The 23,496-nt window shown below is 59.7% G+C and carries 28 protein-coding genes; 11 read left to right on the top strand and 17 right to left on the bottom strand.

What is annotated here, in order from left to right:
• Positions 1-169: 169 nt before the first annotated feature.
• Complete coding sequence (locus tag F8N62_RS22775) at positions 170-409, top strand: CopG family ribbon-helix-helix protein (protein ID WP_150712901.1); 240 nt, start codon at positions 170-172, stop codon at positions 407-409.
• Positions 399-683 carry a type II toxin-antitoxin system RelE/ParE family toxin gene (locus F8N62_RS22780; RefSeq protein ID WP_150712790.1) on the top strand — a complete coding sequence of 95 codons (285 nt, stop codon included), beginning with the start codon at positions 399-401 and terminating at the stop codon, positions 681-683. Before F8N62_RS22775 ends, F8N62_RS22780 begins: the two co-directional genes overlap by 11 nt.
• A 24-nt stretch (positions 684-707) precedes the next feature.
• Here F8N62_RS22780 and F8N62_RS22785 read toward each other — a convergent pair whose 3' ends face one another.
• Positions 708-1,619, bottom strand: coding sequence for a LysR substrate-binding domain-containing protein (locus F8N62_RS22785; protein ID WP_150712791.1), 912 nt, complete (start codon positions 1,617-1,619; stop codon positions 708-710).
• Positions 1,620-1,696: 77 nt separating this feature from the next.
• Between F8N62_RS22785 and F8N62_RS22790 the strand changes: the two genes are divergently transcribed.
• Positions 1,697-2,185 carry a DMT family transporter gene (locus tag F8N62_RS22790; RefSeq protein WP_150712792.1) on the top strand — a complete coding sequence of 163 codons (489 nt, stop codon included), beginning with the start codon at positions 1,697-1,699 and terminating at the stop codon, positions 2,183-2,185.
• 77 nt (positions 2,186-2,262) lie between these two features.
• Here F8N62_RS22790 and F8N62_RS22795 read toward each other — a convergent pair whose 3' ends face one another.
• The 5 genes from F8N62_RS22795 to yiaY all read right to left on the bottom strand — a co-directional run bounded on the left by F8N62_RS22795 (position 2,263) and on the right by yiaY (position 8,266).
• On the bottom strand, positions 2,263-3,594 hold the full coding sequence (locus tag F8N62_RS22795) for an MFS transporter (protein WP_150712793.1): 1,332 nt from the start codon (positions 3,592-3,594) through the stop codon (positions 2,263-2,265).
• Between the two features lie 186 nt (positions 3,595-3,780).
• Positions 3,781-4,707 (bottom strand): hydroxymethylglutaryl-CoA lyase, encoded by a 927-nt coding sequence (locus F8N62_RS22805; RefSeq protein ID WP_150712795.1) that lies wholly within the window; start codon positions 4,705-4,707, stop codon positions 3,781-3,783.
• Positions 4,704-5,897: a CaiB/BaiF CoA transferase family protein gene (locus F8N62_RS22810; RefSeq protein WP_150712796.1), complete on the bottom strand. Its 1,194-nt coding sequence runs from the start codon at positions 5,895-5,897 to the stop codon at positions 4,704-4,706. The genes F8N62_RS22805 and F8N62_RS22810 overlap by 4 nt, the downstream gene beginning before the upstream one ends.
• Before the next feature lie 241 nt (positions 5,898-6,138).
• Positions 6,139-7,047 (bottom strand): LysR family transcriptional regulator, encoded by a 909-nt coding sequence (locus tag F8N62_RS22815; RefSeq protein WP_150712797.1) that lies wholly within the window; start codon positions 7,045-7,047, stop codon positions 6,139-6,141.
• A gap of 70 nt (positions 7,048-7,117) precedes the next feature.
• Positions 7,118-8,266 carry an L-threonine dehydrogenase gene (gene yiaY, locus F8N62_RS22820; protein WP_150712798.1) on the bottom strand — a complete coding sequence of 383 codons (1,149 nt, stop codon included), beginning with the start codon at positions 8,264-8,266 and terminating at the stop codon, positions 7,118-7,120.
• 151 nt (positions 8,267-8,417) lie between these two features.
• On the opposite strand from yiaY, the gene F8N62_RS22825 reads away from it, so the two are divergent.
• Complete coding sequence (locus tag F8N62_RS22825) at positions 8,418-9,437, top strand: DUF4917 family protein (protein WP_150712799.1); 1,020 nt, start codon at positions 8,418-8,420, stop codon at positions 9,435-9,437.
• Positions 9,438-9,564: 127 nt separating this feature from the next.
• Here the strand turns inward: F8N62_RS22825 and F8N62_RS22830 are convergent, their stop codons facing one another.
• On the bottom strand, positions 9,565-10,107 hold the full coding sequence (locus tag F8N62_RS22830) for a helix-turn-helix domain-containing protein (protein WP_150712800.1): 543 nt from the start codon (positions 10,105-10,107) through the stop codon (positions 9,565-9,567).
• A 109-nt stretch (positions 10,108-10,216) separates the two neighbouring features.
• On the opposite strand from F8N62_RS22830, the gene F8N62_RS22835 reads away from it, so the two are divergent.
• Together F8N62_RS22835 and F8N62_RS22840 are read left to right on the top strand one after the other, a co-directional pair.
• On the top strand, positions 10,217-10,999 hold the full coding sequence (locus tag F8N62_RS22835) for an aldolase (RefSeq protein WP_150712801.1): 783 nt from the start codon (positions 10,217-10,219) through the stop codon (positions 10,997-10,999).
• 29 nt (positions 11,000-11,028) lie between these two features.
• Complete coding sequence (locus F8N62_RS22840) at positions 11,029-11,916, top strand: dihydrodipicolinate synthase family protein (RefSeq protein WP_150712802.1); 888 nt, start codon at positions 11,029-11,031, stop codon at positions 11,914-11,916.
• Positions 11,917-12,056: 140 nt separating this feature from the next.
• Here F8N62_RS22840 and F8N62_RS22845 read toward each other — a convergent pair whose 3' ends face one another.
• Complete coding sequence (locus tag F8N62_RS22845) at positions 12,057-12,401, bottom strand: YegP family protein (protein ID WP_150712803.1); 345 nt, start codon at positions 12,399-12,401, stop codon at positions 12,057-12,059.
• A gap of 166 nt (positions 12,402-12,567) precedes the next feature.
• Between F8N62_RS22845 and F8N62_RS22850 the strand changes: the two genes are divergently transcribed.
• The 3 genes from F8N62_RS22850 to F8N62_RS22860 all read left to right on the top strand — a co-directional run bounded on the left by F8N62_RS22850 (position 12,568) and on the right by F8N62_RS22860 (position 16,741).
• Positions 12,568-13,104 carry an RNA polymerase sigma factor gene (locus tag F8N62_RS22850; RefSeq protein WP_150712804.1) on the top strand — a complete coding sequence of 179 codons (537 nt, stop codon included), beginning with the start codon at positions 12,568-12,570 and terminating at the stop codon, positions 13,102-13,104.
• Positions 13,101-14,060 (top strand): FecR family protein, encoded by a 960-nt coding sequence (locus tag F8N62_RS22855; protein ID WP_150712805.1) that lies wholly within the window; start codon positions 13,101-13,103, stop codon positions 14,058-14,060. Before F8N62_RS22850 ends, F8N62_RS22855 begins: the two co-directional genes overlap by 4 nt.
• 122 nt (positions 14,061-14,182) lie before the next feature.
• Complete coding sequence (locus F8N62_RS22860; protein WP_150712806.1) at positions 14,183-16,741, top strand: TonB-dependent receptor; 2,559 nt, start codon at positions 14,183-14,185, stop codon at positions 16,739-16,741.
• A 31-nt stretch (positions 16,742-16,772) separates the two neighbouring features.
• On the opposite strand, the gene F8N62_RS22865 is transcribed toward F8N62_RS22860, so the two are convergent.
• Together F8N62_RS22865 and F8N62_RS22870 are read right to left on the bottom strand one after the other, a co-directional pair.
• The gene (locus tag F8N62_RS22865; RefSeq protein ID WP_150712807.1) at positions 16,773-17,078 is read right to left on the bottom strand and encodes a ribbon-helix-helix domain-containing protein; all 306 of its coding nucleotides are present in this window, start codon (positions 17,076-17,078) and stop codon (positions 16,773-16,775) included.
• 14 nt (positions 17,079-17,092) lie between these two features.
• A complete protein-coding gene (locus tag F8N62_RS22870) occupies positions 17,093-17,674 on the bottom strand; it encodes a DJ-1/PfpI family protein (protein ID WP_150712808.1) in 582 nt (193 codons plus the stop codon).
• Positions 17,675-18,007: 333 nt separating this feature from the next.
• Here F8N62_RS22870 and F8N62_RS22875 point away from each other — a divergent pair, with 333 nt between their 5' ends.
• Entirely contained in the window at positions 18,008-18,898 is an 891-nt protein-coding gene (locus F8N62_RS22875; RefSeq protein ID WP_150712809.1) for a DMT family transporter, read from the top strand.
• Between the two features lie 107 nt (positions 18,899-19,005).
• Here the strand turns inward: F8N62_RS22875 and F8N62_RS22880 are convergent, their stop codons facing one another.
• From F8N62_RS22880 to F8N62_RS22890, 3 genes are all read right to left on the bottom strand, one after another.
• The gene (locus F8N62_RS22880; protein ID WP_150712810.1) at positions 19,006-20,223 is read right to left on the bottom strand and encodes a class I SAM-dependent methyltransferase; all 1,218 of its coding nucleotides are present in this window, start codon (positions 20,221-20,223) and stop codon (positions 19,006-19,008) included.
• 130 nt (positions 20,224-20,353) lie between these two features.
• The gene (locus tag F8N62_RS22885; RefSeq protein WP_412071982.1) at positions 20,354-20,716 is read right to left on the bottom strand and encodes a hypothetical protein; all 363 of its coding nucleotides are present in this window, start codon (positions 20,714-20,716) and stop codon (positions 20,354-20,356) included.
• A gap of 2 nt (positions 20,717-20,718) precedes the next feature.
• Positions 20,719-20,997: an ogr/Delta-like zinc finger family protein gene (locus F8N62_RS22890; protein WP_150712812.1), complete on the bottom strand. Its 279-nt coding sequence runs from the start codon at positions 20,995-20,997 to the stop codon at positions 20,719-20,721.
• 300 nt (positions 20,998-21,297) lie between these two features.
• Here F8N62_RS22890 and F8N62_RS22895 point away from each other — a divergent pair, with 300 nt between their 5' ends.
• The gene (locus F8N62_RS22895) at positions 21,298-21,717 is read left to right on the top strand and encodes a helix-turn-helix domain-containing protein (RefSeq protein WP_150712813.1); all 420 of its coding nucleotides are present in this window, start codon (positions 21,298-21,300) and stop codon (positions 21,715-21,717) included.
• Between the two features lie 15 nt (positions 21,718-21,732).
• On the opposite strand, the gene F8N62_RS22900 is transcribed toward F8N62_RS22895, so the two are convergent.
• The 4 genes from F8N62_RS22900 to F8N62_RS22915 form a co-directional block, all read right to left on the bottom strand.
• Entirely contained in the window at positions 21,733-22,014 is a 282-nt protein-coding gene (locus F8N62_RS22900; protein WP_318181637.1) for a phage holin family protein, read from the bottom strand.
• A complete protein-coding gene (locus F8N62_RS22905) occupies positions 22,011-22,367 on the bottom strand; it encodes a putative holin (protein WP_150712815.1) in 357 nt (118 codons plus the stop codon). The genes F8N62_RS22900 and F8N62_RS22905 overlap by 4 nt, the downstream gene beginning before the upstream one ends.
• The gene (locus tag F8N62_RS22910) at positions 22,364-22,657 is read right to left on the bottom strand and encodes a helix-turn-helix transcriptional regulator (RefSeq protein ID WP_224791403.1); all 294 of its coding nucleotides are present in this window, start codon (positions 22,655-22,657) and stop codon (positions 22,364-22,366) included. Before F8N62_RS22910 ends, F8N62_RS22905 begins: the two co-directional genes overlap by 4 nt.
• A 133-nt stretch (positions 22,658-22,790) precedes the next feature.
• On the bottom strand, positions 22,791-23,408 hold the full coding sequence (locus tag F8N62_RS22915) for a TPM domain-containing protein (protein ID WP_150712816.1): 618 nt from the start codon (positions 23,406-23,408) through the stop codon (positions 22,791-22,793).
• Positions 23,409-23,496: the final 88 nt, after the last annotated feature.

Here is a 23,496-nt window from a genome sequence, read left to right on the forward strand (position 1 = left end):
ACTGGGTGAATGGGCGCAAGTCTATATCAGGTCTTGGGAGATCGATTGATTGATCGCTGAAGAACCTCTGAAGATTGGTTCACTGGATTTACGGCTGACGAACGGCCGACTGCTGTCACAGCATGACGATGTAGTATGTTGTACTACAAACCACTACATCGAGGCTTTTATGTCCGTCATGTCGCTGCGCTTGCCAGATGAAATCGCCGATACCCTTGCCACTCTTTCCAAAGCCACGGGTCGCAGCAAGTCGTTTCTTGCCGTCGACGCATTGCGCGAATATCTCGCCCGGGAAGCCTGGCAGATCGAAGAAATTCAGAAAGCACTGATAGAGGCCGACGCAGGGGATTTCGCAACGCCTGAAGAAGTCGATGCAATCGCCAACAAGTGGATAGCCAATGCGCGTTGAGTGGTTGCGTACCGCTTCAAAGAACCTCGATGACGAAGCTGCGTATCTGGCGATGGAAAGTCCAAAAGCAGCCGCAGATTTCGTTCATGCCATTCTTGCCAGTGTCGAACACCTTGCCCGCTTCCCGGCAACGGGCCGAGAAGGTCGTTTGCCAGGCACTCGCGAATGGGTCCTCCCCGACCGACCGTATCTGATTCCATATCGAGTTCGCCAGGATCGCCTGCAAATACTTCGGATCTTTCATACTCGGCGTCTGCCTCCTACCAATTGGTAGTGGTAAGCCAGCGTCAACCCACGATCAAACTGTCTTGATCACCTCCTCTATCCGCCCATTCAACCAATTCAACGCCTGATCCCCGCCCCGCCGTTTGCGCCAGGCCAACACAAAGGTAAACGACGGAATCGAAAACGGCGGCGGAACGACGATTAACGTCTGCTCATCAATCTCGCGCAGCCCACGCGAAGCCACTGTGAGAATCAAGTCCGTGCCATTGATCAATTCCGGCGCCACACTCCAGTGCGGCAGGCTGATCGCCACGCGGCGGCGTTCGCGCAATGCGGTAAGTGCCCGTTCGATTTCCGGGGTGCCGCTGCCGCGCATTTCCAGCAGCACATGCGGACGCGCCAGGTACGTTGGCAGGTCGAGCACGCCATCGGCGGGCAGGCTGTTGCGGTCCACCAGGCAGGCGTAATGCTCTTCGAACAGCGCGGTGCTGCGCAGTTCGTTGGGCAACTCCGGAAAAACCCCTGCCGCCATATCGATGTCGCCGTTGAGGACCGCATCGAGCATGCCTTCGCGGCTGGCGTGGCTGATTTGCAGGTCGATGCCCGGCGCTTCCCGACGCAACGTGCGGATCAATCCAGGCAAGACGATGGCGGCGCCGTAGTCGGACATCGCCAGGCGAAAGGTGCGAGTGGCGGTGGCCGGGTCGAAGGCGTTCGGCGCCAGCAGCGCTTGGACTTGGGCCAGGGCTTCGGCCAGCGGCGCGATCAATTCGAGTGCGCGAGGCGTGGGCAACAGACCGGCGCCCGCGCGTACGAGCAATGGATCACCGAGCACATCGCGCAATCGCGCCAGCGCATGACTGACGGCAGGCTGGCTGAGGTGCAGGCGCTCGGCGGCCCGAGTGACGTGTTGCTCGCTGAGCAAGGCGTCGAGGATCACCAGCAGGTTGAGGTCGATGCGCCGAAGATCATTCATCTGGTGCATGTTCTGGATAACGATTTGGAATTTAAATTTGCGCGACGAATACTCTAGAGTCCAGCAAAACCTGTTGGAGGATGATCATGAGTACTTTGCATTGGGCCGGACTGTTGATACTGGCCTTGGTTGCCGGGGCGGTCGTACCGTTTCAGAGTGCGATCAACGCCAATCTCACGCGAGGGCTGGGCCATCCGTTGTGGGCGACTTTTGCGTCGTTGGTAGTGAGTATTCTGGTGTTGCTGCCGATCATGTTGGCGCTGCGTTTGCCACTGCCGTCGCTGGCGTTTATCAGCAAGGCACCCTTGTGGATGTGGGCCGGTGGCGCGTTTGGGGTGTGCTTTATTTCGTTGGCGCTGGTGTTGCTGCCGAAGCTGGGAGCGTCGGGTTTTATTGCGTTGGCACTGGCGGGGCAAGTGGTTGCGTCGCTGGTGCTGGATCACTTCGGGTGGTTCGGGTTGGTGGAGCGGCACATGACGTTGCCGCGGGTGGTTGGCGCGGTGATGTTGATTGCGGGGGTGGTGTTGATCCAGTTTGGTGATTCGTCGGGCAAGGCAGTTATGGCGACTTCATGAAGATCAAAAGATCGCAGGCTGCGCCAGCTCCTACAGAGATGCGTGGTCTCTGCGAGAGCTGGGGTAGCCTGCAATTTTTAAAACTTGTCGAGCGTGCGCAGTTTCTGCGGCAATCCCCACATCAACAGGGCGACGGCGATCAGCGCGCAGACGCCGATGACGTACAGCGCCGGTGTGGTGCTGCCGGTCAGGTCCTTGATCCGTCCGACCATGACCGGGCTGACGATGCCGCCGAACTGGCCAAGGGTGTTGATCACTGCAATTCCGCCGGCAGCCCCCGCGCCGGCGCCGGCCAGCAGTTTTGGTGGCAGGGTCCAGAAACTCGGAATGGAAGCGATGATCCCGGCGCCGAGCAGGCCCAGCGCGACGATCAGAAAGGTCGTGTGGTTGGCGAATATGCCGGCGCAGAAGAAGCCCAGCGCACCCACCGCCACTAACCCGGCCACAAACTTGCGACGCTCGCCGGTCGAGTCGGACAACCGCCCGATCACCACCATGCTGATCGCCCCGCAGATGTATGGAATGGCGGTCAGCAAACCGATCATCACCGGGCTCTCGGTGCCCGCGCTGCGGATCAGTTGCGGCGCCCAGAAATTCAAACCGTAGGACGCCACCTGGATCAGGAAGTAAATCAGCCCCAAGGTCAGGAAACCGGGAATCCGCAGGGCGGCGAGCAATGAGCCGCCGCTCTTGTGCGGTTCATGCCGGGCGATGCGGCTCGCCAGCAGGGTTTTCTCCGCCGACGTCAGCCAGTGGGCGTCTTCGATGCGGTCCTTGAGCAGCGTCAGCACCAGCAACCCGAGCCCGATGCAGGGCACGCCGCCGAGCAGGAACAGCCAGTGCCAGCCGCGCATATCCATAAAGCCGTCGAGGTGTTGCAGCACCAGCCCGGAGAACGGCGCACCCACCAGTCCGGCAAACGCCGACGACAGGAACAGCATCGAGGTAATGCGCCCGCGATAGTGCTGCGGGAACCACAGCGTCAGGTAATACAGCACGCCCGGTGCAAAACCGGCCTCCATTGCGCCGATCACAAAGCGCAGCGCATAGAACTGCCATTCGCTGTTGACGAAGACCATCGCCGCCGTCGCCAGGCCCCAGGACATCATGATCCGGGCGATCCAGCGGCGGGCGCCGACCTTGTACAGCATCATGTTGCTCGGCACTTCGAAGATCACGTAACCGACCACGAACAACCCGGCACCGAGGCCGTACGCGGTGTCGCTCAGGCTCAGGTCAGCCTGCAACTGGAACTTGGCGAAGCTGATGTTGATGCGGTCGAAAAACGCGAACAGGTAGCAGACCATGATCAGCGGCATCAGGCGCCAGGCGACCTTGCTGACCAGGGCTTTTTCTTCGTCGTGATTCACGGACGGGCTCGCGCCCGCCTCCAGTACGTTAAGGCTCATGCTGTTTCTCCAGGCGGACTTCCCGAGGGTGTCCGATTGTTTTTGTTGTCTGGTTGAAAGATTCTGGTGAACGCTTTACCTGTGGGAGCGAGCTTGCTCGCGAAAGCGGTTTATCAGTCACCGACATTTCTGAATGTCAGACCGATATCGCGAGCAAGCTCGCTCCCACAGGGGATGATCGGTGTGTCAGGAAGGGCTCGGGTGCAGGTCACAATTGCGGCCGGCCTTGGCCAGTTGGCCGGGGACTTCGTGGCCGAGCAGCGCGGGTAATCCTCGGGATAACCGCAGCAACAGCGGCAGGTCGATGCCGGTATGAATGCCGATTTCATCGCACAGGTTCACCAGGTCTTCAGTGCAGATATTGCCCGACGCGCCCGGTGCAAACGGACAGCCGCCGAGCCCGCCGAGGGCGGCGTCGAAACGTCGGGCACCGGCCTCATAGGCGGACAGCACATTGCACAAACCCAAACCCCGGGTGTTGTGGAAATGCAGGGTCAGGTCCGCTGGCGAAACCCGCTGCAAGACCCTTCGCACCAGTCGGTCAACCTGCCGCGGATTGGCCATGCCGGTGGTGTCAGCCAGGGTGATGCCCTGAATCCCGAGCTCCTGATAGGCCTCGACGAATTGCAGCACACGATCCTCATCGATCTTGCCTTCGAACGGGCAACCGAAGGTCGTGGCGATGCTGCCGTTCAACCGCACCTTGGTATCGCCCACGTACTGCACGATCTCGCCGAACGCGGCGAGCGAGTCTTCGCAGCGCATGCGCATGTTCGCCAAATTGTGCGTCTGGCTGGCGGACATCACCAGGTTCAGTTCATCGGCACGGCACGCCAGCGCCCGTTGCGCACCTTTGAGGTTGGGAATCAACGCGACGTAGATCACCCCCGGCGGACGGGCGATGCCCTTGAACACCAGTTCGCCATCGCGCAGCGCCGGGATGGCCTTGGGCGACACGAACGAACCCGCTTCGATACGGCTGAATCCGGCCTGCGACAGCTGATTGATCAGCGCGATTTTGTCGACGGTTTCTACCCAGGTCGGCTCGATCTGCAAGCCGTCGCGAGGGGAGACTTCCTGCACGATCAGAGTCTCGGAAAAATCAGTGATCATTGCACCACCCCTTCAATTTTCAGGCGTTCGATGTCCGCGTCCGTCAGGCCCAGCCCCGCGAGAATGCCGTCGGTATGCTGGCCCAGACTCGGTCCCGACCAGTTCACGCCACCGGGGGTTTCGGAGAGTTTCGGCACGATGCCCGGCATCTTCACTGTCGTGCCACCGGGCAGGTCGGCGCTGAGCAACATGTCCCGCGCCTGGTAGTGCGGATCGGCGACGATGTCGGCCACCGAATAGATGCGTCCGGCCGGCACTTCGGCGGCTTCAAGGGCGCACAGGACTTCATCGATCGGCAGGCTGCTGGTCCAGTGAGTGATCGCGGCATCGAGCACATGACTCTTCAATGCGCGACCGTCGTTGTGGGCAAACTCCGGGGCTTCGGCCAGGTCGCGGCGACCAACGACTTGCATCAACCGCTTGTAGATCGGGTCACTGTTGCCGGCGATCACCACGTAGGCGCCATCGGCCGTCAGGTAGGTATTGGACGGCGCGATCCCGGGCAACGCCCCGCCGCTGCGCTCCCGCACATGACCGAGCATGTCGTATTCCGGGACCAGGCTTTCCATGACATTGAACACACTTTCCGCCAGCGAGACATCGACCACTTGCCCGCCGCCCTGCCCGGTCTTGACCCGCAGCAGCGACATCAGCGCACCGATCACCGCGTGCAGCGACGCCAGCGAATCGCCGAGGCTGACACCGACTCGCGCCGGCGGCGAACCGGGGGTGCCGGTGGTGTAGCGAATCCCGCCCATGGCCTCGCCGATGGCGCCGAAACCGGGTCGATCACGGTAGGGGCCGGTCTGGCCGTAACCGGAAATCCGTACCAGCGTCAGGTTGGGATTCAAGGCGTGCAAGACGTCCCAGCCCAGACCGAGTTTTTCCAGGGCACCGGGCCGCAGGTTTTCGATCAGCACGTCGGCGCTGGTCGCCAGTTGCTTGACCAGTTCGATGCCTTCGGCGGATTTCAGATTGAGAGCCAGAGATTTTTTGTTGCGCGATTGCAGGTACCACCACAACGAGGTGCCCTCGTGCAGTTTGCGCCACTTGCGCAGGGGATCGCCCTGACCCATGGCTTCGATCTTGATCACCTCGGCGCCGAACTCGGCGAGCATGCGCGCGGCGAACGGCGCGGCGATCAGCGTACCGATTTCGATCACTTTGATTGCACACAGGGGGGCAGTCATCGCGGGGTACCTCTTGTTGTTCTTGGAATATGGAGCCAAGGCTAGAGGAGCGAGGGGACTGGAATCCAACCTTCAGTTGGCAACGGGCGTTCGTCAAATGCGAACGCTCTATGAGATGACCGCGACCTCAGGTCCGTCTTGGCGAGCAGGCTCGCTCCCACAAGGGATCTTCAGTGCGACATAGATCCAGTGTGGGAGCGAGCCTGCTCGCGAAGAGGCCAGCCCATCCAATGGAGAATATTCAGAGCTGCCCACGCAACTGCTCAAACAACATCCGGCTCACCGGCGACAATGCCGCTTCATCGCGCACCACCACAATCAGCGCCCGATCCGACCAGTCATCGGTCAACGGCACCGCATGCAATCCCAACGCCCGACCGAACAATTCATACGCCTTGCGCGGCAAAATCCCGATGCCCATGTTGGCCTGGACCATCCGGCACATCGCATCGAACCCCGGCACATGAATGCGCAACCGCAGGACCTTGCCGGCCTCTCGCGCCGCAGCGTGGGTGCGCATGTTGATGGAACTGGCGGCATGCAGGCCGACGTAATCGCTGTCCAGCGTGTCGGCAAACGCCAGGCTGGAACGGCTGGCCAAAGGATGATCCGGCGGCATCAACACCACCAGCTTGTCCTGGCGATACAGCACGCTGTGCAAACCTTTTACGTCACTGTCACTGGAACAGATGCCGAGGTCCGCCACGCCATCCAGCACACCTTGAATCACCCCGCTGCTGGGACGCTCCTCGAGGTCGGTCTTGACCTGGGGATGGCGCGCGGAAAAGTCCCGCAGGTCTTCGGGCAGAAACTGAATGATCGCCGACAGATTGGCGAGCATCCGCACATACCCGCGAATGCCGTGGCTGTGCTCACCCAGCTCCAGGCCCATTTTCTCGACGTTGAACAGCATCTGCCGGGCATGATGCAACAGCGTTTCACCGGCCGGGGTCAGCGTCATCCCCTTGGCTTGGCGCACAAACAGACTGATGCCGAACGCCTCCTCCAGCTCCATCAGCCGCTTGCTGGCCGCCGACACCGCAATGGCTTCACGGGTTGCGGCACGGGTCAGCGTGCCCTCTTCGTGAACGGCGACGAACAGTTGCAGGGTGATGAGATCGAGGCGGCGGATCAGGTTTTTTTGCAGCATCAGGGACTCGGCAATGTCGGCTCTGGCGAGGCCGCAGCATAGCGTTCTTTGCGCCCGAACCGTTCAGCCGTCAGAACGCGCTGCGGAATATCTCCTCGATTTGCCGCTGGTCCGCGGCACGCGGGTTGGTCACGCCGCAGGCATCTTTCAACGCGTTGGTGGCGAGGGTGGGAATGTCGTTGAGCCGGGCACCGAGTTCGCGCAAGCCGGCGGGTATTTCCACGTCTTTGGCCAGGCTGCGAATGGCCGTGATGGCAGCCTGGGCGCCTTCTTCCGGGCTGAAACCGCGGATGTCGGCGCCCATTGCGTGGGCCACGTCCCTCAGACGGTCGGCGCAGACCAGCGCATTGAAGCTCTGTACGTGAGGCAGGAGCACTGCGTTGCACACGCCGTGCGGCAGGTCGTAGAAACCACCCAGTTGGTGGGCCATGGCGTGGACAAAACCCAGGGACGCGTTGTTGAACGCCATGCCCGCGAGGAACTGCGCATAAGCCATGTTTTCCCGCGCGGCCATGTCGCTGCCGTCGCGCACGGCCAGGCGCAGGTTATTGCTGATCAGCGTGATCGCCTTGAGCGCGCAGGCATCGGTGATCGGGTTGGCCGCCGTGGACACGTAGGCTTCGATGGCATGGGTCAGTGCGTCCATGCCAGTGGCCGCCGTCAGGCTTTTGGGCATGGCAACCATCAGTGCCGGATCGTTGACCGACAACAGCGGTGTGACGTTGCGGTCGACGATGGCCATTTTCACGTGACGGATTTCGTCAGTGATGATGCAGAAACGCGTCATCTCGCTGGCGGTGCCGGCAGTGGTGTTGATGGCGATCAGCGGCAGTTGCGGTTTGCTCGACTGATCGACGCCTTCGTAGTCGCGGATCTGCCCGCCATTGGTCGCGCACAACGCGATGCCTTTGGCGCAGTCGTGGGGCGAACCACCGCCCAGCGACACCACGAAATCACAGCGACTTTCCAGAAGCAGGCCCAGGCCACATTCGACGTTGGCGGTGGTCGGATTCGGCCGGGCACCGTCGAAGATCACCGAGTCGATGTCCTGCATCGCCAGTTTCTCGGCAATCATTGCTGCCACGCCAGCCTTGGCCAGCCCGGCGTCGGTGACGATCAGCGCCTTGCTGAAACCGTACTTGCGAATGGCGTCCATGGCTTCGTCGAGGCAACCGATGCCCATGATGTTCACGGCAGGGATGAAAAACGTGCTGGTCACGGGCGAATCTCCAAGTCTGGGCCGATCGGTCGTTCGATGGGCGGATACCTACAGGATCAACCCATGGACCAGGCGTTAACTTGATCTGGCTCAAGACCTGGTCGTGATAAAGTCGCCGCCCATCCGACCTTTTGCTTTTTGAGACGCCGCAATGACCGATTTCCAGGATGTCGATGCCCAACTTGAAGACTGGAACGCCTTGCGCGCCACCGCCTCATTCAGCGGTCTGCTGGTGGGTAACGGTGCCAGCCGCGCGGTGTGGGATGATTTCGGCTACGACTCGCTGTTCGAAAACGCCCGCACCGTCGAGGAAAAACCGCTCAGCCAATCCGAGTTGAGTGTGTTCGATGCAATGCACACGCGCAGTTTCGAGCAAGTGTTGAGCGCGCTGAAAATCACCAGCCGCGTGAACAAGGCGCTGGCCGTCAGTTCCGCCGCGCCGCGCAATCGCTATTACGCGATCAAGGAAGCGCTGATCAACACCGTGCACGCGGTGCACATCCCGTGGCGACTGGTGGTGCCTGCGACGCTGGCGACCATCCATGAAGAACTGACCCGCTACCGGACGGTGTTCACCACCAACTATGACTTGCTCAATTACTGGGCAATCCAGCATCAGCCCGAGGCGATCACCGATCTGTTCCAGGGCGCCGAACCGGGCTTTGACCTGAGCGCCACGGCGACCGATAAAACCCGCTTGCTGTACCTGCACGGCGGTTTGCATCTGGTGCGCAACCAGGACGGCACGGCGCGCAAACTGATGTCGACCGAAGGCACATTGCTGGGCAGTTTTGCGATCAACAACACGATCAAGACGCTGGATGATGTGCCGCTATTTGTGAACGAAGGGCCGAGCGCGGACAAGCTCAAGACCATTCGCAGTTCGGATTATCTGTCGTTTTGCTATGACCAGTTGTTGGGTCACGGCGAGGGCTTGTGCGTGTTTGGGCATGCGTTGGGTGAGCAAGACAGCCACATCATTCATGCGCTGCGCCAGGCGCAACCGAAGGTGGTGGCGATCTCGATTTATCCGCGCAGTAAGGCGTTTATTCAGCATCAGAAGCGGCATTACGCGAAGGTGTTTGAAGGGACCGGGTCAGAACTGCGGTTCTTCGATTCGAAGACGCATGGGTTGGGCAGCCCGAAGCTTACCGTTCCTGTCGAGGTTTAGCGGCAACGCTACTTACGCCATCGCGGGCAAGCCCGCTCCCACAGGGATTGATGTCGATCACCCTGGAGTGGTCAAACACATAATCTGTGGGAGCGGGCTTGCCCGCGATGGCGTCGGAACAGTCACCTCATTCCTCCGCGCTATGCACCACCACCAGCAACTGCGCCTGTACCTCACCCACCGACCGGATCCGGTGCGGCTTCTGCGCGTTGAAATGCAGCGCATCGCCGCGCTCGAGCAGTACGCGCTCGTTCATGAAATCCACTTCCACCTGCCCTTCGTGGACAAACAAAAACTCTTCCCCAAGGTGTTCCTTGAAGGCTTTGTCGACGAATTCAAACGGTGGATAAATGATGAACGGCAGCAGACTGCGCTCACTGACTTGATGCGCCAGCACCGCATATCCGGCGCTCTCATCGCTGGCCGCCAATGACTGCCGATCGAGGCTTCGCACCAGGCTGTAACTGTCGAGGCTGACGTTGTCTTCGGAAAACAGTTCCTCGACCTTCACGTTCAGCGCCTTCGCCAGTTTCAGGGCGGCGGCGATCGACGGTGTGTTCAACCCGCGCTCGACTTTCGACAGATAACTCTTGGTCATGCCGGATTTTTCGGCCAGGGCCTCGAGCGTCACGCCAAGTTTTTTCCTGAGTAATTTCAAGCGGATAGACATGTAGACCGATTAATCCATGACGAAAGCGACGAGGTGTCCTTGCTAATGACACCTTGTGTCATATAGCCTTGTTTGTGTCATTTGCGTGAAAACATTCGAGGACACTGATATGGCGAAGACCTTAGCACTCCCCAAAGATCAACTGGTGAAGCAAGCGCTGAACCAGATGCAAAATACCCTGGCGGATAATACGTGGACTGACCGGCAAAAGCTGGCCCTGACCTGCCGGATTCTGTTCGAAAACGGTCACGACTCCGGCCTGGCCGGACAAATCACCGCCCGTGGCCCGCAGCCGGGCACTTACTACACTCAACAACTGGGACTGGGTTTCGACGAGATCACCGCGAGCAATCTGCTGCTGGTCAACGAAGACCTGGAAGTGCTTGAAGGCCACGGCATGCCCAACCCGGCCAACCGTTTCCATAGCTGGGTGTACCGCGCCCGACCGGACGTGAATTGCATCATTCACACGCACCCGACCCACGTCGCGGCGCTGTCGATGCTCGAAGTACCGTTGCAGATTTCCCACATGGACCTCTGCCCGCTCTACGACGATTGCGCGTTTCTCGAAGGCTGGCCAGGTGTGCCGGTGGGTAATGAAGAAGGCGAACTGATTGCCGGCGCCCTGGGCGACAAACGGGCGATCTTGCTCTCGCACCACGGTCAGTTGTCCACCGGCACGACTATCGAGGAAGCCTGTGTCATCGCGCAACTGATCGAACGCGCAGCCCGGCTGCAACTGCTGGCGATGAGTGCCGGGACCATCAAGCCGATCATTCCGGCACTGGGCCGTGAAGCCCATGACTGGATCGCCCGGCCGAAACGCCACGCCGCCGCGTTCAACTACTACGCTCGGCAGAACCTGCGTCAACACGCCGATTGCCTGAACTGAATCCAGACCTTTTTGTACGGAGAGACCCCATGTCCACGACAAACATTCACGGCATCATCGGCTACACCATCACCCCGTTCACCGCCAATGGCGAAGGCGTTGATCTCGACGCGCTCGGGCGTTCCATCGACCGCCTGATCGACGGCGGCGTCCACTCCATCGCCCCGCTGGGCAGTACCGGCGAAGGCGCATACCTGAGCGACGCAGAATGGGATCAGGTCAGCGAATTCAGTATCAAGCATGTGGCCAAACGGGTGCCGACCATCGTCAGCGTGTCCGACCTGACCACCGCCAAAGCGGTCCGCCGCGCACGTTTCGCCGAAGCGCACGGCGCCGATGTGGTGATGGTGCTGCCGACGTCCTACTGGAAACTCAGCGAAGCGGAAATCCTCGCTCACTACCGTGCCATCGGTGACAGCATCGGCGTGCCGATCATGCTCTACAACAACCCCGCCACCAGCGGCACCGACATGTCGGTGGACCTGATCCTGCGCATCGTCAACAGCGTGGACAACGTGACCATGGTCAAGGAGAGCACTGGCGACATCCAGCGCATGCACCAGTTGCAACGGCTGGGCGAAGGTCAGGTGCCGTTTTACAACGGCTGCAATCCGTTGGCGCTGGAAGCTTTTGCGGCGGGCGCGAAAGGCTGGTGCACGGCGGCGCCGAACCTGATTCCGCAGCTCAATCTCGACCTGTATGAAGCGGTGTTGGCCAACGATTTGAGCAAGGCGCGGGAGTTGTTCTATCGCCAGTTGCCGCTGCTCGATTTCATTTTGAAGGGCGGCTTGCCCGCAACCATCAAGGCCGGCCTACGCGCGACCGGGCTGGAAGTCGGGGACCCGCGGTTGCCGGTGTTTCCACTGGGCGAGGCCGGGATCGGTCAATTGCAGACACTGTTGAACGCATTGCGCTGACTTCGGGCTTACCAAAAAAACTGTGGGAGCGAGCTTGCTCGCGATAGCGGATTTGCATTCAACACCTTTGTTGAATGCAATGACCTCATCGCGAGCAAGCTCGCTCCCACAGGGATTTGTGTTGAGTCTGAAAGGGGTGGTTAAAGCACCGGCAAGGTCTTGTCCTTGATCACTGTCGTCGGGCCGTTGGTTTTCACGCTGGCAATGCCTTTGTCCCGGGCGGCATCGGAGGAATAGGCTTCGCTGCTGCCGATGATTTCGTGGTTGCCTGCCTTGAGGTTGAAGTACGGCTGACCGTCCCTGGTGGTCTTTTTCTCGTAGCGGTCATCCAGCGGGCTGTTCTTCTGCACCGAAGCAATGCCACCTTCAGCGGCGCTGCGGGTGGTGTAGTGCTCGCTGTTCAGAATGGGTTCGGCATTCGCCGCTTTCAGCACGAAACGAAACTGGCCGTTGCTGGTTTTGCTCAACTCGTACCATCCAGACATGGTGCTGCTCCTGTCGATTGATCCAACGAATGTTGCCTGACAGTAAAGACCGTTCACGGGGTTTATCCACTGTAAGACGGTGGCACACATTGGCAGAAGACAAATAACAATAATTCTCGATATCATTCGCGACTTTTGACGCCGCGCTTCGTTATCAAGGATTTTCATGCCTCGTCTAACGCCCGACCCGCTGTCGGCTGACTTCTTTCGCCGGTTCTACGGGGACATCCTGCATTACCTGCGCAAACGCACGGACAACCCCAGCGACGCGGCGGACATGACGCAAGATGTCTTCACTCAATGGCTGGACTACGACGACCGGGCCAAGGTCGAGCAGCCGCGGGCATTCCTGTTTCAGATGGCGCGCAACCTGCTGCGCGATCACTGGCGCCGGCAAAAGGTGCGCAATAGCGTGCAGTCCGGCCACGACAGCGACCCGGAACCCGTCACTGACGACCATCACGACCCGATGGCCGGAGCCCAACGCATGCAACGTCTGGAACACCTCAAAGGCGTGCTCGCCGAGCTCTCGCCACGCCGCCGCGAAGCCCTTATGCTGCACCGCTTCGAGGGCCTGAGTCAGGCGCAGATTGCCGAGCGCATGGGCATTTCCCTGAGCATGGTGGAAAAACACATCGCTTTCGCCCTGCTGCATTGCAAGCGACGCCTGGATCACGAGAACGGCAGGGAGCAGGCACAATGAATCGCCCTCACGACATCGACAGCGACCTGCCCGATGACAACATCGAAACCCAGGCGGCCGTCTGGTTTGTGCGCAATCGCGAAGATCACAGTGGCGTCCATCGCCAGGCGTTCGAGCAGTGGCTCAGCGTGCCCGGGCACGCCAAGGCTTACCACGCCTTCGATCACCTGTGGGCCGATCTGGCGGAACTCCAGCACTCGAACAAACCGTTGCCCATCACCCCGCGCCGCCCATCCAAAGGCTGGCGCCCTGCGCTGGCCATCGCTGCGGCGCTGGTGTGCGCCGTGCTGGCGTTGAATCTCGGCACGCCCCACGGCGTCTACCAGCAACAGATCGCCGCGCAGTCGCACGGCGTGCGCACTTTCAAGTTGCCCGACGGCAGCACCCTGTCGGTCAATGCCAATACCCGGCTGCGGGTCGATTTCAACAACCAGCAACGTCGGCTTTACCTCGAACAGGGTCAGCTTTACCTCGACGTCGCACCCGACAAAGAACGCCCGCTCTGGGTGCATGCGGGCGATTCGACGGTGCGCGTGGTCGGCACCGGTTTCGATGTGCGTCGCGGCGAAAAACAACTGGTGGTCAGTGTCGCCCATGGCCAGGTCGACTTCGTCGCGAACAGCAAAACCCACGTCCTGCTCGGCGCGCAACAACAGGCTTCGCTTGACCTGGCCAGCGGCGCATTGCAACAGCAGACGCTGGCAGAGGAGCAAGTGGCCGACTGGCGCAGCGGGCACCTGGCGTTTCGCAATCGGGAACTGGCGAGTCTGATCGACGAACTGAACCTGTATCGCGCTCGCCCGGTGTTATTGGCCGATCCGAAGCTGGGGCGTTTCAAGGTGTCTGGCAACCTCGACGTCAATGACCCCGATACGCTGCTCAACGCGCTGCCAGCACTGATTCCGGTAAAAACCGTCGTCCTCGCTGACGGCCAACTACGTATCGAGGCTCGCTGATACAACCTCGCATGAGAATATTTGTCATTCGCATGTGAGGTTTTTTTTGCCTGCCCCGTCTTCCTCCGGTCTGCGTTCTTTACGCACACCTTTTTGGCCTTTCAGCCGCCCCGGGGGATTCAATGTTTCGCGTGCCTTCGCCTTATCCGCTCACCTGCCTTCGACCGACCCTGCTTGTCGGGTGCCTGGCGTTTAGCCTGCAAGTCCACGCCGAGTCGATCAACCTGCATCTGCCGGCGCAGCCGCTGGCCACGTCGCTGAGTCAGATTGCCCGGCAAGCGAAGATCCAGTTGCTGTTTGACGAGGAGCAGCTGAGCAACCTCAAGGCGCCTGCACTCAACGGTGATTACAGCGCCGAAACGGCGATCCGGCAGTTGCTCGACAACAGCCCGTTCAGCCTGATCAAGGTTAATCAGACCTACGTGGTGCGTGCGGCCGAACCGCTCACCAGCAGCAGCGAAGCCATCCAGCTAGATGCCTTGAGCGTCATCGGCAGCGGCACCGAGGTCGATTCCAGCACCGTCGGCCGCTCGACCCTGACCCAGGCCGACATCGATCGACGCCAGCCGAACAACATTCCCAGCCTGCTGGCGACCTTGCCCGGCGTGAGCATGGGCGGTTCGATGAAACCGGGCGGCCAGACCATCAACATCTGGGGCCTGGGCGACGCCGAGGATGTGCCGCTGACTGTGGACGGCGCGACCAAAAGCGGTTTCGAGCGCTACCAGCAAGGCACCGTGTTCATCGAGCCGGAGCTGATCAAAAGCATTGAAGTGGAGAAGGGCCCACACTCGATGTTCACCGGCAACGGCGGCTTCGGCGGCACCGTGCACATGGAAACCAAGAACGCCCCGGACCTGTTGCAGGACGGGCGCAACAGCGGCGCCATGGTCAAATACGGCTACGGCAGCAACGACCATCAACAAACCTACAGCTCGGCCCTGTTCGGCCGCACCGAGGATGGCCGCGCCGATGCCCTGATCTACCTGACCAAGCGCGACGGCGACGACATGAAACTGGCGGGCACCACGCCGGACCCTGAAAACCGCTTTCCGATCAACCCCAAGCGTGTACCCAACAGCGCGCAGGATCTGAACGGTCAATTGTTCAAACTCAACCTGCACCTCAACGATGAGCACAGCGTCGGCCTGTCGTATTCCCACTCCGAGAGCGAACGCTGGACGCCCTTTTCCTCAACCAGCTATCCGACCCCGCCAACCCGCGCAAACATCAAACAGTACGGATACGAAAATGCCCTCAAGCGATTTCTGGCCAATCGAGAAACCATCGATACCACCTGGTCGGGCAAATATCAGTACCAGCCGCTGGACAACCGTTTGATCGACCTCGAACTGAGTTACTCGCAATCCAACACCGACCAGACCGACGAGCGAGATGCCACGGCGTACTTCCAGACATCCACGGGCGGGCGAAAAATGGACACGGCCTACCAGGATCGCATCGTCGAGTTGCGCAACATCAGCCGTTTCGAGACCGGTGTCCTGACCCACGCGGTCACCAGCGGAGTGGAAATCCGCAAGCACCAACGCGACACCGAAATGTGGATGCCCGGCGTGACTTACGACACGCCGAAATACAACTATGGCTATTTCCAGCCGAGCTTCATGCCTCAGGGCAAGGTCGACACCCACAGCGCCTACTTGCAGGACGCAATCACGCTGGGCGATTTCACTCTGACGCCGTCCGTGCGCTACGACCATGTGCGCAACCGTGGCGAGGAAAATGAAGCGCCGTTTTACAACAACCCGAACCCGGCGTATGGCCACGATTACAGCAATCGCACTTACACCGGTTGGTCGCCGCGCCTGTCGGCCTTCTGGGCAGTAACGCCCAATGTCGGATTTTTTGTCGACTACAGCAAAACCTGGCGCGCACCGGTCATCGACGAGCAGTACGAACTCCAAGGCTCAGGCAGCCGCACCGCGACCAGTGTCGACCTTGACCCGGAACGCATCACCGGATGGCGCGCCGGTAACATAAGCAGCTTTTCCAATGTGTTCACCGACCACGACAACGTGCAAGTGCGCACCACGCTGATGCGCAACAAGATCGAGGACGAGATTTTCAAGGCCACCGGCGTCGGTTGCGAAAACCAGGCGATCAAGGGCGGCTCCATCGGTTCGGACTGCAAGGGCTCAGGCCCGATGGGCAACTACCGCAACATCGGCGGCTTGACCGTTAAAGGGTTCGAAGTGGAAAGCTTCTACGATTCCACTTACCTGTTCGGGTCGCTGTCCTATTCGTGGTTTACCGGCAAACACGAAGGCGCTTACACCAATCCATGGGGGCCGGACGTGTGGGCGCGAGACATTCCGCCAGCGAAATGGATTGCGACGCTGGGCGTGAAGATCCCGAATTGGGATGCCCAGGTGGGTTGGCAGGGCGAGTTCGTGCGCCAGACCGACCGTCTGCCGAGCGATAAATACGGTGCCGGCAAAAACACCGTGGGCGATGTCTTCTACAACCAGTTTGCCAACGAGCGTTACAACGTCCAGGGACTATTCGCCCACTGGAAACCGCAGCAGGCTTACCTGAAGGGCACCGAGGTCAACTTGACGGTCGATAATCTGTTCAACGAGAACTACCGCCCGGCATTGAGCGGGGATCGGGCGTGGAGTCAGGGGCGCAATGCCAAGGTGAGTGTGACGCGGTTTTTTTGATCCGGATTTAGTGTTGATCATTCGGGCCGAACTATTTCACCGCTGTGCGCACCACCGCCAAGTCCGGCACCTGAACCCGCCGCTGACTCAAATACCGCATACAGCTCACCCGCAGGAACGAAGCAAAATTCACCACTTCACCGCGATAATCCATGACCTCCTCATACAGCTTGGCGATCAATTGGTTGGTGGTCATGCCGTCGACTTCGGCGATTTCGCTGAGGATGTCCCAGAACTGATTCTCCAGCCGCAGGGTGGTCACCACCCCGCAGATGCGCAGCGAGCGGGAGCGCGATTCGTAGAGAATCGGATCGGCTTTGACGTAAAGCTCGCACATGAAAACGTCCCTCGTTACAGCGTGATTTTGGTGCCCAGCAACCCGAGGAAACCGGCGAGCCAGCTCGGGTGGGCCGGCCAGGCTGGAGCAGTGGCCAGATTGCCTTGTACGTGGCCTTCAGTCACCGGGATATCGATGAACGTACCGCCGGCCAACCGTACTTCCGGCGCGCAGGCCGGGTAAGCGCTGCACTCGCGACCTTCGAGAATGCCTGCCGCCGCCAGCAGTTGCGCACCGTGACACACCGCGGCGATCGGTTTGCCGGCCTTGTCGAAAGCGCGTACGAGCGCCAGGACTTCTTCGTTCAGGCGCAGGTATTCCGGCGCACGACCGCCGGGGATCAGCAGCGCGTCGTAGTCAGCTTCGGCAACCTTGGCGAAATCGAAGTTCAGGGCAAACAGGTGGCCGGGTTTTTCGCTGTAGGTCTGGTCGCCTTCGAAGTCGTGGATCGCGGTGCGCACGGTCTGGCCTGCGGATTTGTCCGGGCAGACGGCGTGCACCGTGTGGCCGACCATCAGCAGCGCCTGGAACGGGACCATCACTTCATAGTCTTCGACGTAATCGCCGACCAGCATCAGGATTTTCTTGGCAGTCATGGGGAGGACTCCTTTGGGGAATGCATCAGGAGCATTCACGGTAGTCCTAAATCTGCACGACAGGTAATACCGGACTACTACGCCAATTATCTGTAGGAGCTGCCGAAGGCTGCGATCTTTTGATTCTGATTCTGATTTTGATCTTGATCTTGATTTTCCGCGCGCTCGGAAAATCAAGACCAGATCAAAAGATCGCAGCCTTCGGCAACTCCTACGTTGCGAGGATTACTCGCAACTGTACGGATAACTCTGCGCCTAGCTGTTACAGCAGCAACCGGCGAGTTTATGGCTAGATGAACGACGTCCAATCACCCTGAAGCCTGGTCACCCATCATGTCCTCCCGCGAAAACACCGGCATGGCCCTCGGCCTGCTCGGCGTTGTGATTTTCAGCCTCACCCTGCCCTTCACACGAATCGTCGTGCAGGAAATCCATCCGCTGCTCAACGGCCTGGGGCGAGCGCTGTTCGCGGCGGTTCCGGCGGCATTGCTGTTGCTGTGGCGCCGGGAACAATGGCCGACCTGGAAACAAATCAAAGGCCTGGCGCTGGTGATCGCCGGCGTCATTCTCGGTTTTCCAGTGTTGTCAGCCTGGGCGATGCAAACCTTGCCAGCGTCCCACGGCGCATTGGTCAACGGCCTGCAACCGCTGTGCGTGGCGCTGTACGCCGCGTGGTTGTCCCACGAGCGACCGTCGAAAGCGTTCTGGGCGTGCGCCGCGTTAGGCAGCGCGCTGGTGCTCGGTTATGCATTGATCAGCGGCGCCGGCAGTATTCAGGCCGGTGATTTGCTGATGCTCGGCGCAATTGCGGTGGGAGGGTTGGGATACGCCGAAGGTGGCCGGTTGGCCAAGGAGATGGGCGGCTGGCAGGTGATCTGCTGGGCGCTGGTGTTGTCGACGCCGCTGTTGATAGGGCCGGTGCTGTATCTGGCGCTGCAACATCAGGGCGCGATTTCGGCGAAGACCTGGTGGGCGTTTGGTTACGTGTCGCTGTTCTCGCAATTCGTCGGGTTCTTTGCCTGGTACGCCGGGCTGGCGATGGGCGGCATTGCCCGGGTCAGTCAGATCCAGTTGCTGCAGATCTTCTTCACGATTGCGTTTTCGGCGCTGTTCTTCGGCGAGCACATCGAGCCGATGACCTGGCTGTTTGCCGCCGGGGTGATTGTGACGGTGATGCTCGGACGCAAGACCGCCATCAACCCCGCTCGCATCGCGACAACATAATGCAACAGCAAAAGATCGTCCGAACGCGGCCCGAGCCTTCGGCAGCTCCTACGTTTCGGAATACGTACACCCCGTAGGAGCTGCCGAAGGCTGCGATCTTTGCGGATTCAGCCCAGGTGGCCGTCGGAGCGCAGCAAGGTTTCGAGGCAGTGCTCCGTGATCTGATAGAAATCCTTCAACGCCTGGATCTTCACCAACAACTGCGCCGGGTCCACTGGCTCGGCACGCTTGACCGCCAGGATCATCTTGTTCTTGTTGGTGTGGTCCAGTGAGATGAACTCGAAGACTTTAGTTTCATAACCGCACGCTTCGAGGAACAGCGCGCGCAAGCTGTCGGTGACCATTTCCGCTTGCTGGCCCAGGTGCAAACCGTATTGCAGCATTGGCTTGAGCAGCGCCGGGCTCTGGATTTGCAGGCGGATCTGCTTGTGGCAGCACGGCGAGCACATGATGATCGACGCGCCGGAACGAATGCCGGTGTGGATCGCATAGTCGGTGGCGATGTCACAGGCGTGCAGCGCGATCATCACGTCCAGCTCGCTCGGCGCCACGCTGCGCACGTCACCGCATTTGAACACCAGCCCCGGATGATCCAGCTTCGCAGCGGCGGCGTTGCACAAGCTGACCATCTCTTCGCGCAACTCGACGCCGGTCACTTCGCCTTCGGCGTTCAAGGTGTTGCGCAGGTAATCATGGATGGCGAACGTCAGGTAGCCCTTGCCCGAACCGAAATCGGCGACCCGCACCGGTTTGTCCAACGCCAGCGGCGAGGTGGTCAGCGCATGGCTGAAGACTTCGATGAACTTGTTGATCTGCTTCCACTTGCGCGACATCGCCGGAATCAGTTCGTGTTTGCTGTTCGTCACCCCGAGGTCGGCAAGAAACGGACGGCTCAGGTCGAGAAAGCGGTTTTTTTCGCGGTTGTGCTCGGCGGACGGTACTTCGCGCAATTGCTGAGGTTTGCTCTTGAACAGCGAAGACTTGCCCTTTTTGCTGTATTCGAGCTGGGCTTCGTCCGTCAGCGCCAGCAAATGCGCATTTTTGAACGAGGCCGGCAACAGCGCGGCAATGCTCGCCACGCCCTCGGCCAGCGGCAGGTTCTTGGTGATGTCGCGAGTCTTGTAGCGATAGACGAAGGACAGGCACGTCTGATCCTTGACGGTCAGCTGCTTGATGATCAGCCGCTGCAGGTCGGCTTCGCTGCCAACGTACTTGGCCAGCACCAGTTTGATAAAGGCATTGGCGTCGAGGCTGGCTTGCAGCAGATCGATGAATTGGGCGTGATGATCCGGCGCGAGGCTGGCGGGAGTGGCGGTGACGGACATGGAAAAAACGGCCTCGGCAGAGCGATCGGGGAATGCCGGGTATTTTAAGGGGGCCGAGGGATTTGGGCACGGGGTTATTTCGTGGCGGGTCCTGGTCGCAAGCCCAGGACCCGAATGCACAGGATAAAAATCAGGGTTCCACCAGTCGAAGTTTACGATTGGTCGGCGAGTTGATCACATATTTGACAATCAACCCCACGGGCACAGCCCAGGTCAGGCCATTGGCCGGGTCGGTCACCACCGCGACGGTGTCAGAACTTGCCGCGATATCCAGGCGTCGACGGTCATGGCTTGATTTTAGAGTTCCGTACGCATGACTGACCAGTTTCTCCGCCAGGTGCATTGGCACATCGATGCCTTCCAAGTGCTTCACTGCTCGACAAAACAGCACTTGATCATCGATCCCCCCCTCGTTTTCATGGCGAATCAGGAATGCTTGGGCGATGCTCAAGAACTCCTCGTTGAGCACTATATTTTCATCAGATCCAATCATGCTCAATCCTCCGGCTGTGCGCCCGTCGCCAGTTCAGTGACAGCAACCGGCCGGGCCGCGCGGCGCAGGTCAGGTCCGGCACAAGGCAAATGCACGGCGGGGTTGGGCATTCCGCTGGGTGACAATTCATGGGTCATCTCAAACTCCGCCCGAACCGACCAGCCACAGGCTTCCGCGGTGCATTGCAAATACGCCACGCGCAGAAAGATATGCCGACCTTCGCTGGTTCGAATGCGCATGCGGCTCAAGCAGTGGGGACACACCATTTTATAGGTACTCACGCTTGTCCCCCGACTGACATCGGGTGGCAATCGACCGAATCAAACGCAATACTGCATGAAGTATTGAAAGTTGCTATTAGTTCTCGTGCGCAACGTCTGTCAGTCAACAGGAAGTGCAACAGGCGTCCGCTTAGTGGGTCTGAGCGAAGCTCGTAGGAAATTACCTTGATACCATTAGGAAGTTTCGACATCGTGTTCTTCTGTTTCATAGTTGACGATTGGCTATCAGGAATAGAGAAACTACTCATTACGCATACCTTATGTACTCACTAAGCATATGTCAAAAGGAAGCGGCTCAAATTGCGTAGCAAAAAATCACAAGCTGTTTTGGCCCGTTTGAAACTTATAACCGGGACAACAACAGACATCTCTCTGTCTACCGCGCTGGATGTCAGCCCGCAAACGCTCAGCAGTTGGAAGGGTCGCGACAGCACTCCGTACTCATTATGCGTAGATATTGCTGAAGCACGTGGTATATCGCTCGATTGGTTATTGCTGGGTGAAGGGCCCATCCTGCGGCAAAACGCTCCCGACTCGGACGCACAGGCAGGCACGACAGGGGAAAACACCCTTCTGGCGCTCTGGCGCTTGCTTGATGAAGATGATCGCAACGCTATTCAAACTGTCCTGGAGGAAAAGCGGCGTTTGCGCGACATGGAACTCAAACTTGCACACATGGCCTCTGTGCTGGAAGCCATCCAGCGCGCCGACGACGTTTAGAAGTTTTTTGGACGCTTACTTGAGCGTCTGCCACAACAGAACAATGTTGCCACTGCTGCGAAGTATCAGCGCGCAGGCAAACACACTGACGAGCGCGTGCCATGGACTTACCGGCGCACCGGTCAACAGTACGTTCAGGCCGGCCAGGCAAAACAATCCACCGCACAAACTGGTCAATAGTCTGTTCCCCCAACAGTGGTGCGCTTCATCACGCTGATAACACGCCAGCCTCAACGCACTTACCAAATGGGCGACGCCTGTCAAGCAGACCAGCGCGATCATTGCCTGGCCCATCATCCCCGCCCTCTCAGGTGGCGAATGATGTCACCAATGCCCGCGCCGTCGACCCACTGCATGAGCTTGATGCTCACGGGAATGACAATCAACGCACAAAGAAAAGCCGTCACGCCGCCTGTCAAGGAGGGCGCCAGCGGCAATGCAACCGGGGTGAACAGATAGCCAACGCCCGCCGAGAGCAGCCAGGAACCTATGCGTTGCCAGGCCTTGAAGTTGGTCCGGGTGGTGGTGACCAACCATGCCCCGAGCGTGGCCCCGAACAAAGCCTCGCCATCGATCGAGGGCAGCGTGGCCAGGCCCAATCCCAATAAAACCCCGCTGATGCTGTTGTAGGCCGAGTCAGTCAGGCTCATGGACGCCCCCGCAGATCGATCTCGTCAACCTTGAGGGCACCCGTTTCGATTGCTTTCAGCAAGGCCGCACCGCGTGAGCTGACTGCGAACTTGCGGCGGATGTTGGCGAAATGGAAATTGATCGTGGAGACTGAACAACGTTGAATCATGGCAATTTCCCAAGAAGTCTTACCCTTGAAATGCCACAACAGTGCTTGTGTCTCTTTCGCAGTCAATGGCGCGGGTTCATTGGTGCCGCCACTGCCGGACGCCCCACTGACAACCCATTCGATTGCTTGATAACTGGACATGGAAACTCCCTCTGTTTCAGAGCACCCATCGCAGGGCGCCTGCTATTGAGGGATATGTTGAAGACGACCTGAACTTCGGGCAACGCGGGGCATATGTAGCGTTGCACGCTACACAAACGGTGGCTGGCAACGATCAGCCAAGCACCACCAACCGATTCGGCAACTCATTGCGCACATGGGTCACCGGCACATGCACCTTGAGCAATTCACCGCACGCTTCCACGCACGTCACAAACCCCTGCAGCGTCTGGCCTTGCTTCACTTGCCGGGTGAACGCGGCGACAATCGAATCCCAATGATGGTTATCCAATCGTCTGGAAATCCCTTCATCCACCAGGATTTCCACATAGCGCTCAGCCTCGCAGACAAAAATCAGCATGCCGGTGCTGCCCACGGTGTGATGCAGGTTCTGCTCCAGAAACTGCCGGCGTGCCAGGTTCGAAGCGCGCCAGTGACGCACCGAGCGCGGGATCAGGTGCGTGGTGATTGCCGGAATGCGGAACAGCAGGCACAGCACGATAAACGTCAGCCATTGCACCATCAGCAAAGTGTGCATGGTCAGCCAGCCGGTGAGGTAATGCACAATACCCGGCACCACCAGCGCCAGCAGGCTGGCCCACAGCAGCGGGATGTACGCGTAGTCGTCGGCGCGGGCGGCGAGCACCGTCACCAGTTCGGCGTCGGTGTCGCGCTCGACCCGGGCAATTGCCTCGGCGACCTTGCGTTGTTCGTGTTCAGTCAGTAATGCCATGTTTAGCCATGCTCGTTCATTGTTGTGATCACCAGCCGCCCGACGAACCGCCGCCCCCGAAACTGCCCCCGCCGCCGCTGAAGCCCCC

Origin of the sequence: Pseudomonas fluorescens (assembly GCF_902497785.1) — a bacterium.
GTDB classification, from domain to species: domain Bacteria; phylum Pseudomonadota; class Gammaproteobacteria; order Pseudomonadales; family Pseudomonadaceae; genus Aquipseudomonas; species Aquipseudomonas fluorescens_BO.

What these genes read in the sequence shown, in the direction of transcription:
- F8N62_RS22885 (WP_412071982.1), bottom strand. Translation starts at nt 20,716, where the DNA reads ATGATTGGATCTGATGAAAATATAGTGCTCAACGAGGAGTTCTTGAGC.
- F8N62_RS22870 (WP_150712808.1), bottom strand. Translation starts at nt 17,674, where the DNA reads ATGACTGCCAAGAAAATCCTGATGCTGGTCGGCGATTACGTCGAAGAC.
- F8N62_RS22795 (WP_150712793.1), bottom strand. Translation starts at nt 3,594, where the DNA reads ATGAGCCTTAACGTACTGGAGGCGGGCGCGAGCCCGTCCGTGAATCAC.
- F8N62_RS22880 (WP_150712810.1), bottom strand. Translation starts at nt 20,223, where the DNA reads ATGTCCGTCACCGCCACTCCCGCCAGCCTCGCGCCGGATCATCACGCC.
- F8N62_RS22845 (WP_150712803.1), bottom strand. Translation starts at nt 12,401, where the DNA reads ATGTCTGGATGGTACGAGTTGAGCAAAACCAGCAACGGCCAGTTTCGT.
- F8N62_RS22860 (WP_150712806.1), top strand. Translation starts at nt 14,183, where the DNA reads ATGTTTCGCGTGCCTTCGCCTTATCCGCTCACCTGCCTTCGACCGACC.
- F8N62_RS22840 (WP_150712802.1), top strand. Translation starts at nt 11,029, where the DNA reads ATGTCCACGACAAACATTCACGGCATCATCGGCTACACCATCACCCCG.
- F8N62_RS22830 (WP_150712800.1), bottom strand. Translation starts at nt 10,107, where the DNA reads ATGTCTATCCGCTTGAAATTACTCAGGAAAAAACTTGGCGTGACGCTC.
- F8N62_RS22865 (WP_150712807.1), bottom strand. Translation starts at nt 17,078, where the DNA reads ATGTGCGAGCTTTACGTCAAAGCCGATCCGATTCTCTACGAATCGCGC.
- F8N62_RS22855 (WP_150712805.1), top strand. Translation starts at nt 13,101, where the DNA reads ATGAATCGCCCTCACGACATCGACAGCGACCTGCCCGATGACAACATC.
- F8N62_RS22775 (WP_150712901.1), top strand. Translation starts at nt 170, where the DNA reads ATGTCCGTCATGTCGCTGCGCTTGCCAGATGAAATCGCCGATACCCTT.
- F8N62_RS22875 (WP_150712809.1), top strand. Translation starts at nt 18,008, where the DNA reads ATGTCCTCCCGCGAAAACACCGGCATGGCCCTCGGCCTGCTCGGCGTT.
- F8N62_RS22905 (WP_150712815.1), bottom strand. Translation starts at nt 22,367, where the DNA reads ATGAGCCTGACTGACTCGGCCTACAACAGCATCAGCGGGGTTTTATTG.
- F8N62_RS22900 (WP_318181637.1), bottom strand. Translation starts at nt 22,014, where the DNA reads ATGATGGGCCAGGCAATGATCGCGCTGGTCTGCTTGACAGGCGTCGCC.
- F8N62_RS22915 (WP_150712816.1), bottom strand. Translation starts at nt 23,408, where the DNA reads ATGGCATTACTGACTGAACACGAACAACGCAAGGTCGCCGAGGCAATT.
- F8N62_RS22825 (WP_150712799.1), top strand. Translation starts at nt 8,418, where the DNA reads ATGACCGATTTCCAGGATGTCGATGCCCAACTTGAAGACTGGAACGCC.
- F8N62_RS22810 (WP_150712796.1), bottom strand. Translation starts at nt 5,897, where the DNA reads ATGACTGCCCCCCTGTGTGCAATCAAAGTGATCGAAATCGGTACGCTG.
- F8N62_RS22910 (WP_224791403.1), bottom strand. Translation starts at nt 22,657, where the DNA reads ATGTCCAGTTATCAAGCAATCGAATGGGTTGTCAGTGGGGCGTCCGGC.
- F8N62_RS22835 (WP_150712801.1), top strand. Translation starts at nt 10,217, where the DNA reads ATGGCGAAGACCTTAGCACTCCCCAAAGATCAACTGGTGAAGCAAGCG.
- F8N62_RS22815 (WP_150712797.1), bottom strand. Translation starts at nt 7,047, where the DNA reads ATGCTGCAAAAAAACCTGATCCGCCGCCTCGATCTCATCACCCTGCAA.
- F8N62_RS22780 (WP_150712790.1), top strand. Translation starts at nt 399, where the DNA reads ATGCGCGTTGAGTGGTTGCGTACCGCTTCAAAGAACCTCGATGACGAA.
- F8N62_RS22785 (WP_150712791.1), bottom strand. Translation starts at nt 1,619, where the DNA reads ATGCACCAGATGAATGATCTTCGGCGCATCGACCTCAACCTGCTGGTG.
- F8N62_RS22790 (WP_150712792.1), top strand. Translation starts at nt 1,697, where the DNA reads ATGAGTACTTTGCATTGGGCCGGACTGTTGATACTGGCCTTGGTTGCC.
- F8N62_RS22850 (WP_150712804.1), top strand. Translation starts at nt 12,568, where the DNA reads ATGCCTCGTCTAACGCCCGACCCGCTGTCGGCTGACTTCTTTCGCCGG.
- F8N62_RS22805 (WP_150712795.1), bottom strand. Translation starts at nt 4,707, where the DNA reads ATGATCACTGATTTTTCCGAGACTCTGATCGTGCAGGAAGTCTCCCCT.